The sequence below is a fragment of the Pseudomonas sp. Irchel 3E19 genome (genome assembly GCF_900187585.1).
GTDB classification, from domain to species: Bacteria; Pseudomonadota; Gammaproteobacteria; order Pseudomonadales; family Pseudomonadaceae; genus Aquipseudomonas; species Aquipseudomonas baetica.
The window spans coordinates 61,622-78,023 of the sequence record NZ_FYDT01000021.1 but is presented as its reverse complement, the minus strand read 5'-3'; the positions used below and the strand labels follow the sequence as shown (position 1 = coordinate 78,023).

14 protein-coding genes are annotated in these 16,402 nt (G+C 59.8%); 12 read left to right on the top strand and 2 right to left on the bottom strand.

Going from position 1 to position 16,402, the window contains the following annotated elements:
- Positions 1-53: 53 nt before the first annotated feature.
- Complete coding sequence (locus CKW18_RS15245) at positions 54-794, bottom strand: ComF family protein (protein ID WP_095189540.1); 741 nt, start codon at positions 792-794, stop codon at positions 54-56.
- 90 nt (positions 795-884) lie between these two features.
- On the opposite strand from CKW18_RS15245, the gene bioB reads away from it, so the two are divergent.
- From bioB to CKW18_RS15195, 10 genes are all read left to right on the top strand, one after another.
- On the top strand, positions 885-1,940 hold the full coding sequence (gene bioB, locus CKW18_RS15240) for a biotin synthase BioB (protein ID WP_064388191.1): 1,056 nt from the start codon (positions 885-887) through the stop codon (positions 1,938-1,940).
- A 148-nt stretch (positions 1,941-2,088) separates the two neighbouring features.
- The gene (gene bioF, locus CKW18_RS15235; protein WP_095189564.1) at positions 2,089-3,267 is read left to right on the top strand and encodes an 8-amino-7-oxononanoate synthase; all 1,179 of its coding nucleotides are present in this window, start codon (positions 2,089-2,091) and stop codon (positions 3,265-3,267) included.
- The gene (locus CKW18_RS15230; RefSeq protein ID WP_095189539.1) at positions 3,260-3,991 is read left to right on the top strand and encodes an alpha/beta fold hydrolase; all 732 of its coding nucleotides are present in this window, start codon (positions 3,260-3,262) and stop codon (positions 3,989-3,991) included. Before bioF ends, CKW18_RS15230 begins: the two co-directional genes overlap by 8 nt.
- The gene (gene bioC, locus CKW18_RS15225) at positions 3,984-4,793 is read left to right on the top strand and encodes a malonyl-ACP O-methyltransferase BioC (RefSeq protein WP_095189538.1); all 810 of its coding nucleotides are present in this window, start codon (positions 3,984-3,986) and stop codon (positions 4,791-4,793) included. The genes CKW18_RS15230 and bioC overlap by 8 nt, the downstream gene beginning before the upstream one ends.
- Positions 4,790-5,470, top strand: a complete 681-nt coding sequence (gene bioD, locus CKW18_RS15220) for a dethiobiotin synthase (RefSeq protein WP_095189537.1) — start codon at positions 4,790-4,792, stop codon at positions 5,468-5,470. The genes bioC and bioD overlap by 4 nt, the downstream gene beginning before the upstream one ends.
- Positions 5,471-5,578: 108 nt before the next feature.
- Positions 5,579-5,875: a pyrroloquinoline quinone biosynthesis protein PqqE gene (locus CKW18_RS15215; RefSeq protein WP_095189536.1), complete on the top strand. Its 297-nt coding sequence runs from the start codon at positions 5,579-5,581 to the stop codon at positions 5,873-5,875.
- A 275-nt stretch (positions 5,876-6,150) separates the two neighbouring features.
- A complete protein-coding gene (locus CKW18_RS15210; protein ID WP_095189535.1) occupies positions 6,151-7,956 on the top strand; it encodes a phenylacyl-CoA dehydrogenase in 1,806 nt (601 codons plus the stop codon).
- Between the two features lie 223 nt (positions 7,957-8,179).
- Complete coding sequence (locus CKW18_RS15205; RefSeq protein WP_095189563.1) at positions 8,180-9,469, top strand: GGDEF domain-containing protein; 1,290 nt, start codon at positions 8,180-8,182, stop codon at positions 9,467-9,469.
- Positions 9,470-9,559: 90 nt separating this feature from the next.
- A complete protein-coding gene (locus tag CKW18_RS15200) occupies positions 9,560-11,356 on the top strand; it encodes an acyl-CoA dehydrogenase C-terminal domain-containing protein (RefSeq protein WP_095189534.1) in 1,797 nt (598 codons plus the stop codon).
- A gap of 225 nt (positions 11,357-11,581) precedes the next feature.
- Positions 11,582-13,360, top strand: coding sequence for an acyl-CoA dehydrogenase C-terminal domain-containing protein (locus CKW18_RS15195; protein ID WP_095189533.1), 1,779 nt, complete (start codon positions 11,582-11,584; stop codon positions 13,358-13,360).
- A gap of 227 nt (positions 13,361-13,587) precedes the next feature.
- Here CKW18_RS15195 and CKW18_RS15190 read toward each other — a convergent pair whose 3' ends face one another.
- Positions 13,588-14,517: a LysR family transcriptional regulator gene (locus CKW18_RS15190; RefSeq protein ID WP_095189532.1), complete on the bottom strand. Its 930-nt coding sequence runs from the start codon at positions 14,515-14,517 to the stop codon at positions 13,588-13,590.
- A 169-nt stretch (positions 14,518-14,686) separates the two neighbouring features.
- Between CKW18_RS15190 and CKW18_RS15185 the strand changes: the two genes are divergently transcribed.
- Both CKW18_RS15185 and CKW18_RS15180 read left to right on the top strand, forming a co-directional pair.
- Positions 14,687-15,970, top strand: coding sequence for an aspartate aminotransferase family protein (locus CKW18_RS15185; protein WP_095189531.1), 1,284 nt, complete (start codon positions 14,687-14,689; stop codon positions 15,968-15,970).
- Between the two features lie 197 nt (positions 15,971-16,167).
- Entirely contained in the window at positions 16,168-16,326 is a 159-nt protein-coding gene (locus CKW18_RS15180; protein WP_003228885.1) for a YqaE/Pmp3 family membrane protein, read from the top strand.
- The last annotated feature ends 76 nt before the right edge of the window (positions 16,327-16,402 follow it).

The window sequence follows — 16,402 nt, the reverse complement described above, 5'->3', positions numbered from 1 at the left end:
CTGACCTCTTCGCGAGCAGGCTCGCTCCCACAGGGTGTTGCAGTGTTCTTAAGTCAGGAGGCATCACCCGGTTTTGGAGTGCGTGCCAGGCAATACACGTCGACCCTTGCCGCGCCCGCATCCATCAGAATTCGTGCGAGAGCCTGGGCGGTCGCTCCAGTGGTCAGCACATCATCAACCAACGCCAAGTGCCGACCTTTTACGTCTGCGTCGGGCGACAGGTCGAAGGCACTGCGCAGATTTTTCTTACGCGCCTTGGCATCGAGTTCCTGCTGGGCGTTGGTGTCTTTGATTCGTTGCAATACGTTTTCCTCGCACGGCAGATCCAGTTGCCTGCTCAACCAGCGCGCGAGCATCGCCGCCTGATTGAAGCCGCGTTGACGCAGACGTCTGCTGGCGAGCGGCACCGGCAACAACGCATCCGGTCGCGGCAAGTCTTCGTCGAAGCGATGTAGCAGGTATTGTCCGAGAACGTCGGCGAGCAGGTGGCCAAACGGCCATTTCGCGTTGTGTTTAAAGCGTGTAATCAGGCTGTCCACCGGGAAGCCGTAGAGCCAAGGTGCGGCGACCTGTTCGAACGCTGGCGGCTCTAGCAGGCACTCACTACAAGTCAGTCCCGCTGCGGCAAGTGGCAGGGCGCAGGTCTGACAGTGTTCGCCAAGCCAGGGCAGTTCGGTTTCGCAGGGGACACAGATTGGCAGTTCTGCGTCTGCCGGCTCATCGCACAGCAAACAGGTCTGTACGTTTTTTAAACAGATGTAAACCTGCCATTCGTATCGTGGTTGACAGCGCATGACTCTTCCTTAAATATGCCGAACATCCGTGTGGCGCCTGTGGATATTCCGTTTCCCCGGCGCCAGCCAAGCATAACCAAGGAACTACCCATGAGCGCGAGCACCACCGCCACCCTGCGTCACGACTGGTCATTGGCCGAAGTCAAAGCACTCTTCGTACAGCCATTCAACGACTTGCTGTTCCAGGCGCAAACGGTGCATCGCGCACATTTCAACGCCAACCGCGTTCAGGTTTCCACACTGCTGTCGATCAAGACCGGCGCCTGCCCGGAAGACTGCAAGTACTGCCCGCAGTCCGGTCACTACAACACCGGCCTGGAAAAAGAAAAGCTGATGGAAGTGCAGAAAGTCCTCGAAGAGGCTGCCCGCGCCAAAGCCATCGGCTCGACGCGTTTCTGCATGGGGGCGGCGTGGAAGCATCCGTCGGCCAAAGACATGCCGTACGTGCTGAAGATGGTCGAAGGTGTGAAAGCCATGGGCCTGGAAACCTGCATGACCCTCGGTCGTCTCGATCAGGACCAGACCGAAGCGTTGGCCAAGGCCGGCCTCGATTACTACAACCACAACCTCGACACCTCGCCTGAGTTCTACGGCAGTATCATCACCACCCGCACTTACAGCGAGCGTCTGCAAACCCTGGCCTACGTACGTGAATCGGGGATGAAGATCTGCTCCGGCGGCATCCTGGGCATGGGCGAGTCGCTGGATGACCGCGCCAATCTGCTGATTCAACTGGCCAACCTGCCGGAGCATCCGGAGTCGGTGCCGATCAACATGCTGGTGAAAGTCGCTGGCACGCCGCTGGAAAACGCCGAAGACATCGACCCGTTCGACTTCATCCGCATGCTCGCCGTGGCGCGCATTCTGATGCCGCAATCCCATGTGCGCCTGTCCGCCGGCCGCGAAGCGATGAACGAGCAGATGCAGGCCCTGGCGTTCTTCGCCGGCGCCAACTCGATTTTCTACGGCGACAAGTTGCTGACCACCGCCAACCCGCAGGCGGACAAGGACATGCAGTTGTTCGCGCGTCTGGGCATCCAGCCGGAAGCGCGTGAGGAGCATGCCGACGAGGTTCACCAGGCGGCCATTGAGCAGGCGCTGGTGGAACAGAAGAGCAGCGAGCAGTTCTACAACGCTGCCGTCTAAAACCTCTGAAGGAATGCAAAACCCCTGTGGGAGCGGGCTTGCTCGCGAAAGCGTCAGTCCAGTCAACATCACCGTTGAATGTCAGACCGCCTTCGCGAGCAAGCCCGCTCCCACAGGGAATCTGTGTCACTTGAAAGTCGAGGCCTGCATGTCTTTCGATCTCGCCGCACGCCTTGCTGCCCGCCGTGCCGAAAATCTCTACCGCCAGCGACCGCTGCTCCAATCCCCGCAAGGGCCCGAAGTGGTGGTCGACGGTCAGCCGTTGCTGGCGTTCTGCAATAACGATTACCTGGGCCTGGCCAATCATCCGCAAGTCATCGAAGCCTGGCGTGCCGGTGCCGAGCGCTGGGGCGTGGGCGGTGGTGCCTCGCATCTGGTGATCGGCCACAGCGGCCCGCATCACGCCTTGGAAGAAGCGCTGGCCGATCTTACCGGCCGGCCGCGTGCGCTGTTGTTCACCACCGGCTACATGGCCAACCTCGGCGCCGTCACGGCGCTGGTCGGGCAGGGCGATACGGTGCTGGAAGACCGGCTCAATCACGCCTCGTTGCTGGATGCAGGCTTGTTGTCCGGCGCGCGTTTCAATCGTTATCTGCACAACGACGCCGTCAGTCTGGCCAAACGTCTGGAGAAAGCCACCGGCAATACGCTGGTGGTCACCGACGGCGTGTTCAGCATGGACGGCGACCTCGCCGATCTGCCCGCGCTGGCCCGGGAAGCCAGAGCCAAAGGTGCGTGGCTGATGGTCGACGATGCGCACGGTTTCGGACCGCTGGGTGCAAATGGCGCGGGCATCGTCGAACATTTCGGGCTGAGTCAGGACGATGTGCCGGTGCTGGTCGGTACCCTCGGCAAAGCCTTCGGCACGGCCGGCGCGTTTGTCGCCGGCAGTGAAGAGCTGATCGAAAGCCTGATCCAGTTCGCTCGACCCTACATCTACACCACCAGCCAGCCGCCAGCGCTGGCCTGCGCAACGCTGAAAAGTCTTGAGTTGCTGCGCAGCGAACACTGGCGTCGCGAGCATTTGCAGACGTTGATCCGCCAGTTCCGCCACGGCGCCGAACAGATCGGCCTGGAGCTGATGGACAGCTTCACGCCGATCCAGCCGATCATGATCGGCGATGCCGGTCGCGCGGTGCGTCTGTCGCAAATGTTGCGTGAGCGTGGGCTGATGGTCACCGCGATCCGTCCGCCGACCGTGCCCGCCGGCAGCGCCCGCCTGCGCGTAACCCTGACCGCCGCCCACAGCGAAGCGCAGGTGCAGCTATTGTTAGAGGGACTGGCCGATTGCTTTGCGCAACTGTCGTCGGAGCCTAGCCATGCGTGATCGCCTGATTCTGCTGCCCGGTTGGGGCCTCGGTGTTTCGCCGATGGAACCCTTGGCCGCTGCATTGCAAGGACTTGATGAGCATCTGCATGTCGAGATCGAGCCATTGCCGGAACTCGATTCCAGCGATCTGCAAGACTGGCTCGATGAGCTCGACGAGCGCATTGCTCAAGACGTGTGGCTGGGCGGCTGGTCGCTGGGCGGCATGCTCGCCTCGGAACTGGCGGCGCGCCGGGGGGAGCGCTGCTGCGGTTTGCTGACGCTGGCGAGTAATCCTTCTTTCGTAGCCCATGAGCAGTGGCCGAGCGCGATGCCCGGCGAGACTTTCGATGCGTTTCTTGCCGGTTGCCATGCCGATCCGCGACTGACCCTCAAGCGATTTTCTTTGCTGTGTGCCCAAGGCGCGCAAGACCCGCGCGGATTGTCACGGCTGTTGCTTGGCGCTGCTCCCAGTGCTGCGCCGGCAACGTTGATGGCCGGGCTGGAATTGCTCGCGCAACTGGACACGCGCGAAGCCTTGCAGGCGTTTCGCGGCCCGCAGTTGCATCTGTTCGCCGGCCAGGATGGATTGGTGCCCGCCGAGGCGGCCGGCGAATTGTTTGCCCTCTTGCCGGATATCGAAATTGGTCTGATCGAACAGGCCAGTCATGCGTTTCTGCAGGAAGATCCCCACGGACTGGCGGGTGCGATCCAGGCTTTTTTACATGAGTGCGGTGATGACTGATTTGTCTCTAGTGCTGCCTGGCGGCTTGCCTGACAAGCGTCAGGTCGCGGCGTCTTTTTCTCGCGCGGCGGCCAGCTACGACAGTGTCGCCGAGTTGCAACGTGATGTCGGTACACAGTTGCTGCAGCGCATGCCGACGGATTTTGTGCCGTCGCGCTGGCTGGATCTGGGGTGTGGCACCGGCTATTTCACCCGCGCGTTGGCTTCGCAATTTGCCCAGGGGCAGGGGCTGGCGCTGGATATCGCCGAGGGCATGCTCGATCACGCGCGTCCGTTGGGCGGCGCCGAACACTTCATCGCCGGTGATGCGGAGCGTCTGCCGCTGCAGGATTCGACCTGCGATCTGATCTTCTCCAGCCTCGCGGTGCAGTGGTGTGCGAATTTTGATGCGGTGCTCAGTGAAGCCTTTCGCGTGCTGAAACCAGGTGGAGTTTTCGCGTTTGCTAGTCTTTGTGTCGGGACGTTGTACGAGTTGCGTGATAGCTGGCGCCAGGTCGATGGCCTGGTGCACGTCAACCGCTTCCGCGAGTTCGGCCGATATGAGCAGTTGTGCGCGGCCAGTGGTTTGCGCGCCGTGAAGCTTGAGAGGCAGGCGCATGTGCTGCATTACCCGGATGTGCGCAGTCTGACCCATGAATTGAAGGCGTTGGGTGCGCACAATCTGAACCCCGGGCGGCCGGGTGGGTTGACCGGACGGGCGCGGATTCTGGGGCTGGTCGAGGCTTATGAGCAATTCCGTCAGGCACAGGGACTGCCGGCGACTTATCAAGTGGTTTACGCCGTGTTGGAGAAACCCGTATGAGCGCAGCCTATTTCATCACTGGAACGGACACCGACGTCGGCAAGACCACCGTTGCCGCAGGACTGCTGTACGCAGCGTGTTCGGCGGGGCTGAGCACGGCGGCGGGTAAACCGGTCGCTTCCGGGTGCGAGGTGACGGCCAAGGGTTTGCGCAATGCCGATGCGCTGGCGCTGCTGGCCGAGTGTTCGTTGCCGCTGAGTTATCAACAGGTCAATCCGCTGGCTTTCGAACCGGCGATTGCCCCGCATCTGGCGGCTCGCGAGGCCGGTGTCGCGCTGACGGTGCAATCGTTGCTGGCGCCGATGCGCGAAATTTTGGCGATGAATGCCGATTTCACTTTGATCGAAGGCGCGGGGGGCTGGCGGGTGCCGTTGGCGGATCAGGACAATCTGTCGGATTTGGCTATCGCGCTGAAGCTACCGGTGATTCTGGTGGTGGGGGTGCGATTGGGGTGCATCAGTCATGCGTTGCTGACGGCTGAGGCGATTGCGCGCGATGGCCTGCAATTGGCGGGTTGGGTGGCCAATATCATCGATCCGAAGACTTCGCGGCTGGAGGAAAATCTGGCAACACTGGCCGAACGTATTCCCGCACCGTGCCTGGGGCGAGTGCCGAAACTGAAGGCTTTGAGTGCTGAGGCGGTGGCAGAGCATTTGCAACTGGATTTGCTCGACTAAGGTTTTGCCTATGAGCAGGCACTGTGCCATTAGTGTTTTTGACGGGTGTTTTTCTGGCGCCTCTGCTTCAATGGCAGTCATTGATCCTTCCCAAGGATGAGAACCGTTATGGAAATCTCCGGTAACACAGCTTTTTACGCAGGTCTGAGCTCGATTCAGAGCGGGCAGAACCGCATCGATCAGGCTGCCAGCCAAATCGCCAACAATACTATCGAACGTTCGGTGACCAGCCAGTCGTCTGAAGTGCAGATTGATCGTCTGCGTGGTGTTGATCGTGCCCAGCAATCAGATCTGGCCAGCAATATGGTCGAGATGTCTCAGGGCAAGATCCAGGCGGAGCTGGGCGTGAAGGTCGCCAAGGCTTCCGATGAAGTGCTCGGTACGATCATCGATACGTTCGCCTGACTTTTCTGTCGTCTGCACGCTGAACGCCGCTACCTGTCGCGGCGTTTTTCGTTGTAAGTCCTTCTCCCTCAACTAATCTTTTTTCAGCGCCCGTGGCTCGTTCGAGCACATGGCGGTTTGCTGTGTCCGGCGTTTGAAAGATGCGATGACGAACGGCAAAAGATCGACGCTTGACAAGATTTCGGCGTAAACGTATGTTTCAAACAACTGTTTGACCGTCACAACAAATCAACACGGTCGTTCATTCCCGGTTACATCAGCAGAGGTTTATCGCTATGCCTGACTACAAGGCCCCCTTGCGTGATATTCGCTTCGTTCGTGACGAACTGCTCGGCTACGAAGCGCACTATCAGAGCCTTCCGGCTTGCGCAGACGCGACTCCGGACATGGTTGACGCCATTCTCGAAGAAGGCGCCAAGTTTTGTGAGCAGGTACTGGCGCCGCTGAACCGCGTGGGCGACATCGAAGGTTGTACCTGGAGCGAGTCCGGTGTGAAAACCCCGACGGGCTTCAAAGAGGCTTACAAGCAATTCGTCGAAGGCGGCTGGCCAAGCCTGGCCCATGACGTCGAGCACGGCGGTCAGGGCCTGCCTGAGTCGCTGGGTCTGGCGGTCAGTGAAATGGTTGGCGAAGCCAACTGGTCGTGGGGCATGTACCCGGGCCTGTCGCACGGCGCGATGAACACCATCTCCGAGCACGGCACCCCTGAACAGCAAGACGCCTACCTGACCAAACTGGTTTCCGGCGAATGGACCGGCACCATGTGCCTGACCGAACCGCACTGCGGCACCGACCTGGGCATGCTGCGCACCAAGGCCGAACCTCAGGCCGACGGTTCCTACAAAGTCTCCGGCACCAAGATCTTCATCTCGGCCGGTGAACACGACATGGCCGACAACATCGTCCACATCGTACTGGCCCGCCTGCCTGACGCACCGGCTGGCACCAAAGGCATCTCGCTGTTCATCGTTCCAAAGTTCATGCCGAATGCTGACGGCACCGTTGGTGCACGCAACGCTGTGACCTGCGGCTCGCTGGAACACAAGATGGGCATCCACGGCAACGCGACTTGCGTGATGAACTTTGACGGCGCGACCGGTTTCCTGATCGGCCCGGCGAACAAAGGTCTGAACTGCATGTTCACCTTTATGAACACCGCACGTCTGGGTACCGCGCTGCAAGGTCTGGCCCACGCCGAAATCGGTTTCCAGGGCGGCCTGAAATACGCTCGCGATCGCCTGCAAATGCGCTCCCTGACTGGCCCGAAAGCGCCGGACAAAGCCGCTGACCCGATCATCGTGCATCCTGATGTACGCCGCATGTTGTTGACCATGAAGGCGTTCGCCGAAGGCAACCGTGCGATGGTGTACTTCACCGCCAAACAGGTCGACATCGTCAAATACGGCGTCGATGAAGAAGAGAAGAAGAAAGCCGACGCACTGCTGGCCTTCATGACGCCGATCGCCAAGGCGTTCATGACCGAAGTCGGTTTCGAAGCCGCCAACCACGGCGTGCAGATCTACGGCGGCCACGGCTTCATCGCCGAGTGGGGCATGGAGCAGAACGTTCGCGACAGCCGCATTTCGATGCTGTACGAAGGCACCACCGGTATCCAGGCGCTCGACCTGCTGGGCCGTAAAGTGCTGATGACGCAAGGCGAGGCTCTGAAAGGCTTCACCAAGATCGTCCACAAGTTCTGCCAGACCAACGAAGGCAACGAAGCCGTCCAGGAATTCGTTACTCCGCTGGCTGCACTGAACAAGGAATGGGGCGAGCTGACCATGAAGGTCGGTATGGCTGCCATGAAAGATCGCGAAGAAGTCGGCGCGGCCTCCGTGGACTACCTGATGTACTCCGGTTATGCCTGCCTGGCCTACTTCTGGGCTGACATGGCGCGTCTGGCAGCCGAGAAGCTGGCAGAAGGCACCGGCGACGCAGCGTTCTACACCGCCAAGCTGCAAACCGCGCGCTTCTACTTCCAGCGCATCCTGCCGCGTACCCGTACGCACGTGGCCACCATGTTGTCGGGTGCCAACAACCTGATGGACATGAAAGAAGAAGACTTCGCGCTGGGCTACTAAGTCATAGGGCGGTTTTCACAGCCGCTGTTCCCCTTGGGGGCAGCGGCTTTTTCATGCCTGATGAAAAATTGTTTAACCGGTGAAAATTTCCCACTAAAACGCTAAGAAAAGCGGTTTACCTGCCGTTAAAGAGGCTTCGATGTGACGCGCGTCACACCGCATGTGCTTAACTGTTCAAAATGCAGGCACAATGCCATCTTTTGCCGGGTCGGAGTTTTACCCCTTGCCGCGTTCTTCCGCTGTATGTTTCAGCCATTTCCTACCTTCACTGCTGTTGTTGCTCGCGGGGTTGGCGGCTGCGTACGTCAAAGACCTCAACGTGTTCTTCACGTCCCTGTTCAACGTGTTGCCAACGTTGGTGCTGCTGTTGGGCGGCGCTTATTGCGCGGTTTACCGACGTCAGCGTGAACTGTTTCTGATGCTCACGGTGTACATCGCCTACTTTTTGCTCGACACCCAGACCGACTATTACCGTGACAACGGCAAGGTGCGCGAAGATGCTGCGGTGGTGTTTCATCTGGTCTGCCTGTTGCTACCGTTATTGTTCGGCCTGTTCGCCGCGTGGCAGGAGCGCACCCACCTGTTTCAGGACATGGTCGCGCGGTTTGCCGTGCTGCTGGCGTTCGGCAGCGTGGCGCTCGGGCTTGAGCAAAGTTACCCGCAGGCTCTGCTGATGTGGCTCTCGGAGATCCGTTGGCCTGCGCTCCACGGCGCGTGGATGAGCCTGATCCAGTTGTCTTATCCGGTATTCATCTCGGCGTTTCTGTTGTTGGCCTGGCAATACTGGCGCAACCCGCGCCCGCTACACGCCGCGCAACTGGTCGGGTTGCTCGGGGTGTTCTGGATGCTGCCGAAAACTTTCATCCTGCCGTTCACCCTGAACATCATGTGCAGCCAGGTGATGTTGATGATTGCCGCCGCCGTTGCACACGAGGCGTATCAAATGGCCTTCCGCGACGAGCTCACCGGTCTGCCGGGACGTCGTGCACTCAATGAACGCATGCAACGCCTGGGCCGCAACTACGTACTGGCGATGAGCGACGTCGACCACTTCAAGAAATTCAACGACACCCACGGCCATGATGTTGGTGACCAAGTGCTGCGATTAGTCGCCAGCAAACTCTCGAAAATCAGCGGTGGCGGTAGGGCGTATCGCTATGGCGGTGAGGAATTTGCCCTGGTGTTCGCAGGCAAAACCCTTGAGGAATGCATGCCGCACCTGGAAGTAATCCGCGAGTCGATTGCGTCCTACAGCATTCAGTTGCGCAATCAGGAAAACCGCCCTCAGGACGACCAGCAAGGTCGCCAGCGTCGCGCGGGCTCTGGTGCCTCCAGTGTGTCGGTGACGGTGAGTATCGGTGTCGCTGAGCGGGTCGAGCAGCGCAACCCCGAACAAGTCCTCAAGTCCGCCGACGAGGCGCTCTACAGCGCCAAGGGCGCGGGGCGTAACTGTGTGGTGGCGTTCGGACAAAATCGCCGTGGCGCTGTGCGCATGGACACCGCCGCAGGTTGAGTGATGACGGCGCATTCAGCGTCTGGACAGTGATTGTGGGGCGTGGTGGCCAGCAGTAGGTTGGGGAAATCTGCTGACGGAGAAGCCACCATGCCCGACTACAAAGCTCCCCTGCGCGACATGCGCTTTCTGATCGACCACGTCTTCGACTTTCACAGCAACTACGCCGCCCTCGGCGCCCACGATGCCAGCCCTGACATGATCAACGCGATCCTCGAAGAAGGCGCGAAGTTCTGTGAGAACGTTCTGGCACCGCTCAATCGCAGCGGCGACGAAGAGGGCTGCCATTTCGACAACGGTGTGGTGACAACGCCTACAGGCTTCAAGCAAGCCTTCGCACAATACGTCGAGGGCGGCTGGCATGGTCTGGCGGCGGATCCGGCCTATGGCGGCCAGGGCCTGCCGAGTTCGTTGGGGCTGGTGATCAGCGAAATGGTCGGCTCCAGCAACACCTCCTGGGGCATGTACCCGGGCCTGACCCACGGCGCAATGTCGGCGATTCACGCCCATGGCACCGAAGATCAGAAACAGACTTATCTGAGCAAACTCACCGCCGGCCAGTGGACCGGCACCATGTGCCTGACCGAAGCCCATTGCGGTACCGATCTGGGCATCATCAAGACCCGTGCCGTGCCGCAGGCCGACGGCAGTTATGCGGTCACCGGCAGCAAGATTTTCATCTCCGCCGGCGAGCACGACATGAGCGACAACATCATTCATCTGGTGTTGGCCAAACTGCCGGACGCGCCTGCCGGAACCAAGGGCATTTCGCTGTTTATCGTGCCTAAGTTCCTCCCCGATGCAGGCGCAGAGGCGGGTGAGCGCAACGGCGTTTCCTGCGGTTCGATCGAACACAAAATGGGCATCAAGGCGTCAGCCACGTGCGTGCTGAACTTCGACGCTGCCAAAGGCTTTCTGATTGGTGAGCCGAACAAGGGCCTGAACTGCATGTTCACCATGATGAACCATGCTCGGCTCGGCACCGGCATGCAGGGTTTATGTCTGGGCGAGGCAAGCTTCCAAGGCGCGATCAAATACGCCAACGACCGCTTGCAGATGCGCTCGCTGACCGGCGCCAAAGCCCCGGACAAACCCGCCGACCCGATCATCGTTCACCCCGACGTACGGCGCATGCTGCTGACCATGAAAGCCTTCAACGAAGGCAATCGCGCGCTGACTTACTTCACCGCGCAACTGCTTGATGCTGCGCACCTGAGCAGCGAAGCCGAAGCGCGTCAGGAGGCCGAAGATCTGTTGGCGTTCCTCACGCCGATCTGCAAGGCCTTCATGACCGACACCGGGCTGGAAGTGACCAACCACGGCATGCAGGTGTTCGGTGGCCATGGGTTCATTCGTGAGTGGGGCATGGAGCAGTTGGTGCGTGACTGCCGGATTGCGCCGATCTATGAGGGTACCAACGGCATTCAGGCGCTGGATTTGCTTGGGCGCAAAGTGCTCGGCAGTCAGGGCAAGTTGCTGCGTGGCTTTACCAAAATCGTCCACAAGTTCTGCGCGGCGAATGCCGGGCATGCGCAACTGGGCAGTTTTGTTGCGCAGCTCAACGAGCTCAACCAGCAGTGGGGCGACCTGACCATGAAGGTCGGCATGGCGGCGATGAAGAATCCCGACGAAGTCGGTGCTGCGTCGGTGGATTACTTGATGTACAGCGGCTACATCATCCTCGGCTATCTGTGGTTGCGCATGGCGCTGGTGGCGCAGGGGCAACTGGATGCGGGCGAGGGTGATGGGGATTTCTGTCGGGGCAAACTGGCGACGTGCGAGTTTTACTTCAAGCGGTTGTTGCCGCGGACGGCGGCGCATCGTGCGGCGATCGAGGCGGGCAGTGATTGTTTGATGAAGCTGCCGGCGGAGATGTTTGCGCTTTAAGGTAGATCAAAAGATCGTCCGATCGCGGCCCGAGCCTTCGGCAGCGCCTACACGGGATCGCGTTTACCTGTAGGTGTTGACGAAGGCTGCGATCTTTTTCTGGTGACCAAAAATAACAAATCGGTCACCGGTTGACCCTATGTGTCGCAAAAGTTGTTGGGGTACACTCGGCCCCAATGAAAACACCCTTCCACGAATACCTGTTTAGATCTTGCGAGGTTTGCCATGGCTGACTACAAAGCGCCGCTGCGCGATATGCGCTTCGTCCTCAATGAAGTGTTCGAAGTCGCCAAACTCTGGGCCGAACTGCCGGCACTGGCCGAGACCGTCGACGCCGAGACCGTTGAAGCGATTCTCGAAGAGGCTGGCAAGGTCACCAGCAAAAGCATTGCCCCGCTAAGCCGTGCTGCTGACGAAGAAGGTTGCCATTGGGCGGATGGAGCCGTCACCACGCCGGCCGGTTTCCCACAGGCTTATCAGACTTATGCCGAAGGTGGGTGGGTCGGCGTGGGCGGTGATCCGCAATACGGCGGCATGGGTATGCCCAAAGCCGTGTCGGCCCAGGTCGAAGAAATGGTCAACTCCGCCAGCCTGTCCTTCGGTCTGTACCCGATGCTGACCGCCGGCGCCTGCCTGTCGATCAATGCCCACGCCAGCGAAGAGCTGAAGGCCGCGTACCTGCCGAACATGTACGCCGGCGTCTGGGCCGGTTCCATGTGCCTGACCGAGCCGCACGCCGGCACGGATCTGGGCATCATCCGCACCAAGGCCGACCCTCAGGCCGACGGTTCGTACAAGGTCAGCGGCACCAAGATCTTTATCACCGGTGGCGAGCACGATCTCACCGAAAACATCATCCACCTGGTACTGGCCAAACTGCCGGACGCACCGGCAGGCCCGAAAGGCATTTCGCTGTTCCTGGTGCCGAAGTTCATGGTCAACGCCGACGGCAGTCTGGGCGCGCGCAACCCGGCCAACTGCGGTTCGATCGAACACAAGATGGGTATCCAGGCCTCCGCTACCTGCGTGATGAACTTCGACGAAGCCGTGGGTTATCTGGTCGGCGAGCCAAACAAAGGCCTGGCCGCGATGTTCACCATGATGAACTACGAGCGTCTGGGCGTTGGTATTCAAGGTCTGGCTACCGGCGAGCGCTCGTATCAGAATGCTGTCGAGTATGCCCGTGACCGTCTGCAAAGCCGTTCGCCGACCGGCGCGCAAAACAAGGATAAAGTCGCCGACCCGATCATCGTCCACCCGGACGTGCGTCGCATGTTGCTGACCATGAAAGCCTCGAACGAAGGTGGCCGTGCCTTCTCCACTTACGTGGCGATGCAACTCGACACTGCCAAGTTCAGCGAAGACGCGACCACCCGAAAGCGTGCTGAAGATCTGGTGGCATTGTTGACGCCGGTGGCCAAGGCATTCCTCACCGACCTCGGTCTGGAAACTACCGTTCACGGCCAGCAGATTTTCGGCGGCCACGGCTACATTCGCGAATGGGGTCAGGAGCAATTGGTGCGTGACGTGCGCATCACCCAGATCTACGAAGGCACCAACGGCATTCAGGCGCTGGATCTGGTGGGACGCAAGATCGTCGGCAGCGGTGGCGCGTTCTACAAATTGTTCGCCGACGAGATCCGTCACTTCACCGCCACCGCCAGTGCGGATCTGGGCGAATTCACCAAACCGCTGAACGACGCCGTTGACACCCTCGACGAACTGACCTCGTGGCTGCTGGATCGGGCGAAAAACAATCCGAATGAAATCGGCGCGGCCTCGGTCGAATATTTGCAAGCGTTTGGTTACACCGCCTATGCCTACATGTGGGCACTGATGGCCAAAGCCGCGCTGGGCAAGGAATCGCAGGAAGATTTCTACGCCAGCAAGCTCGGCACTGCGCGCTTCTACTTCGCCCGCCTGCTGCCGCGTATTCACTCGTTGAGCGCGTCGGTGAAGGCTGGCAGCGAATCGCTGTTCCTGCTAGAGGCGGCGCAATTCTGATGATGTAACGTCATGTAAGCATTCGCTTACATGACGTGCTGCTGTTCTCCCATATGCGTAGATTGGATCCACGGCTAATCTATATTTCATGGACGTCGCGCAGGAAGCGCAAAGCAACAACACGGACACGTAGGATTCTGCCAGGGTGGCGGAGTGAAAAGGATGTCAGGGAAACAGTCTGCAAAGCCCCGCTTCGGCGGGGTTTTCTTTTGCCTGCAGAAAAGTGCTCAAGCCAGAGGATCCAATGGTTGAGTGGTTTTCAACGGTTTGTCCTCGCGCTCAATCACTTCTTCCAGCAATGTCCGCAGCAAGGCCAGCGAAGCCTGTTGACGTTGCACATCGCGGCACACCAGCCCCACTTTCAGCGGCACCCGTGGTTCGCTCAGCGGTTTCCAAAGCAGATCGTCCTCGTCGTACTCCTTTTGCGAACGCCCCGGCAGCACCGTCGCCAGTTTGGTGTGCGGCAGGCTGTCGAGAATCCCCAGCATGTTGTTCAGTTCGGCCTGCACCTGTGGGCGACGTCCGAGGCTGGTCAGTTGCGCCTGCCAGATCTGACGGATCTGAAATTCTTCTCCCAATAGCAACATCGGCAATTCGGCGGCCTGACGAATCGAGACTTTCTTGAACTCACGCAGCGGATGATCCGCCGGGATGACCAGCGTCAGCTCATCTTCGTAGAGCATCACGCCGTGCAGCCCGGGCTGGCGTGGCGGCAAGTAACTGATGCCGATGTCCAAAGAGCCATTGAGCAAGCGCCGCTCGATCTCCAGCCCCGTCAATTCATAGATCTGCACAACCAGATGCGGCTGGGCCTTGCGCACCCGCTCAAGCATTTGCGGTACGAGGCTGGTGTGCACCGTTTGCAGTACACCGATTGCCAACGTGCGCAGTGCCTGGCCCTTGAAGTTGCCCAACGCCTCCCGCGCCCGCTGCAACCCATCGAGCAATGGCAGCGCGTGGTTGTACAGCGTGTGGGCGGCGAGGGTCGGCAGCAGGCGTTTGCTGCTGCGTTCGAACAGGGTGACATCGAGGTTTTGTTCGAGCTGGCGAATCTGTTGGGAGAGAGCCGGTTGCGAGATCGACAGGCGTTCAGCCGCCCGTCCGACATGACCTTCTTCGTAGACCGCGACGAAATAACGCAGTTGTTTGAAATCCATAAGTAATGCTTATCGAAAATGCTGGGAAATCGAAATGGCCCGGAGCCGTCAGTGCGCCTAGTCTAACCGCAATCACAAGGCTTACAGGGCCAGAGAGCGCGATGAATAGCGTTTGCTTCGACAGTGTTTGCATAGGCAGTTCAAAAAACCTCAAACGAGGTTTTTTCCAATGAATCTGTTCAGTTTGCGCCGCCCGGCGCCGAGTCTGGATGACCTCGCTTTCGAGGCCGCTCAACCTTCGGCTGGTGACCGTCTGAACGCCGAGCGGCTGATGCCCAGCGTCGAGCGGCCGCAACAGGTCTTCGTGCGTGGCCAGGGTTCCTGGTTGTGGGACAGCAACGACCGCGCTTATCTGGACTTCTCCCAGGCCGGCGGCGCCAACAGCCTCGGCCACAGCCCTTCAGCGCTGGTCAAAGCCATCGCCAGTCAAGCCCAGGCGCTGATCAATCCCGGTTTCAATCTGCACAATCGCGGCATGCTCAGCCTCGCCCAACGCCTGTGCGCCAGCACTTCCAGCGATCAGGCCTATCTGCTCAACAGCGGCAGCGAAGCCTGTGAAGCGGCGATCAAACTGGCGCGCAAGTGGGGGCAACTGCACCGTGGCGGCGCCTCGCGGATCATCGTTGCGAAACAGGGGTGCCACGGCCGTAGTCTGGCGACGATCTCGGCGTCGGACAGTTCCAATTTGTCCAACCGATTCGCGCCGTTGTTGCCCGGTTTCGATCTGGTGCCGTTCAACGATTTGCCGGCACTGCATGCGGCGGTGGATGCGCAAACCGTCGCGATCATGCTTGAACCGATTCAGAGCGACGCCGGCATCATTCCAGCCTCCGAGCACTATCTCAAAGGCGTCGAGCGTCTGTGTCGTGATCTGGGCATCCTGCTGATCCTTGACGAAGTGCAGACCGGCATCGGCCGCTGCGGCACCTTGCTCGCGGAAGAGTCCTATGGCGTGCGCGCCGATATTGTCGTACTCGGCAAAGGTCTCGGCGGTGGCGTGCCACTGGCGGCATTGCTGGCGCGGGGCAAGGCATGCTGTTTTGACGCGGGTGAGTTGGGCGGTACGCATCACGGCAATGCGCTGATGACAGCGGCCGGCCTGGTGGTGCTCGACAGCGTGCAGGACCGGACATTTCTCGAGCAGGCCAGAGAGAACGGCCAGCACTTGCGCGAAGGTCTGGCGCGATTAGCCCACCGCTACGGCCATGGTGAATTGCGCGGTCAAGGCCTGTTCTGCGGGCTGAGCCTGTCGGACGATTCTGCCGATGCCGTCATCCATGCCGCACTGCACGAAGGCCTGCTGCTCAATGCCCCGCAAGCCAACTGCCTGCGTTTCACCCCGGCACTCACGGTCAGCAAAGCCAACATCGACGAAATGCTCCTGCGTCTGGCTCGCGCCTTCTCCCGTGTGCGCACTGCACAGTTGCAATGCCGCAAAGGGATTGCCGTTTGAGCTGAAGTTTCCCACCGTATTTGAAGAACCGTCTCGCGGTATAACGCACGCCCCACGCCTGATTCTTTTGGCGTGGGGCGTTTTTTTTGCGCTGGATAGTGGCGAACAAATGGCGAAAGCACTGAACCCTGACGAACGGCAAATGTCGATTAGCTTGTATGGCTCAAGTGAGCCAACCCCCAATCAGGAGCTGACCCATGGACTTCATTCGAATCATCATTGCCATTCTGTTGCCGCCACTGGGTGTGTTTCTGCAAGTCGGGTTTGGCGGGGCGTTCTGGTTGAACATTCTGCTGACGCTGTGCGGGTACATTCCGGGGATCGTGCATGCGGTGTACATCATCGCCAAGCGCTGAGTTCTGCGGCGCCAGATAGATTGCCTTCGCGAGCAGGCTCGCTCCCACACTGGATCTGTGTCGTTCACAAATCCCC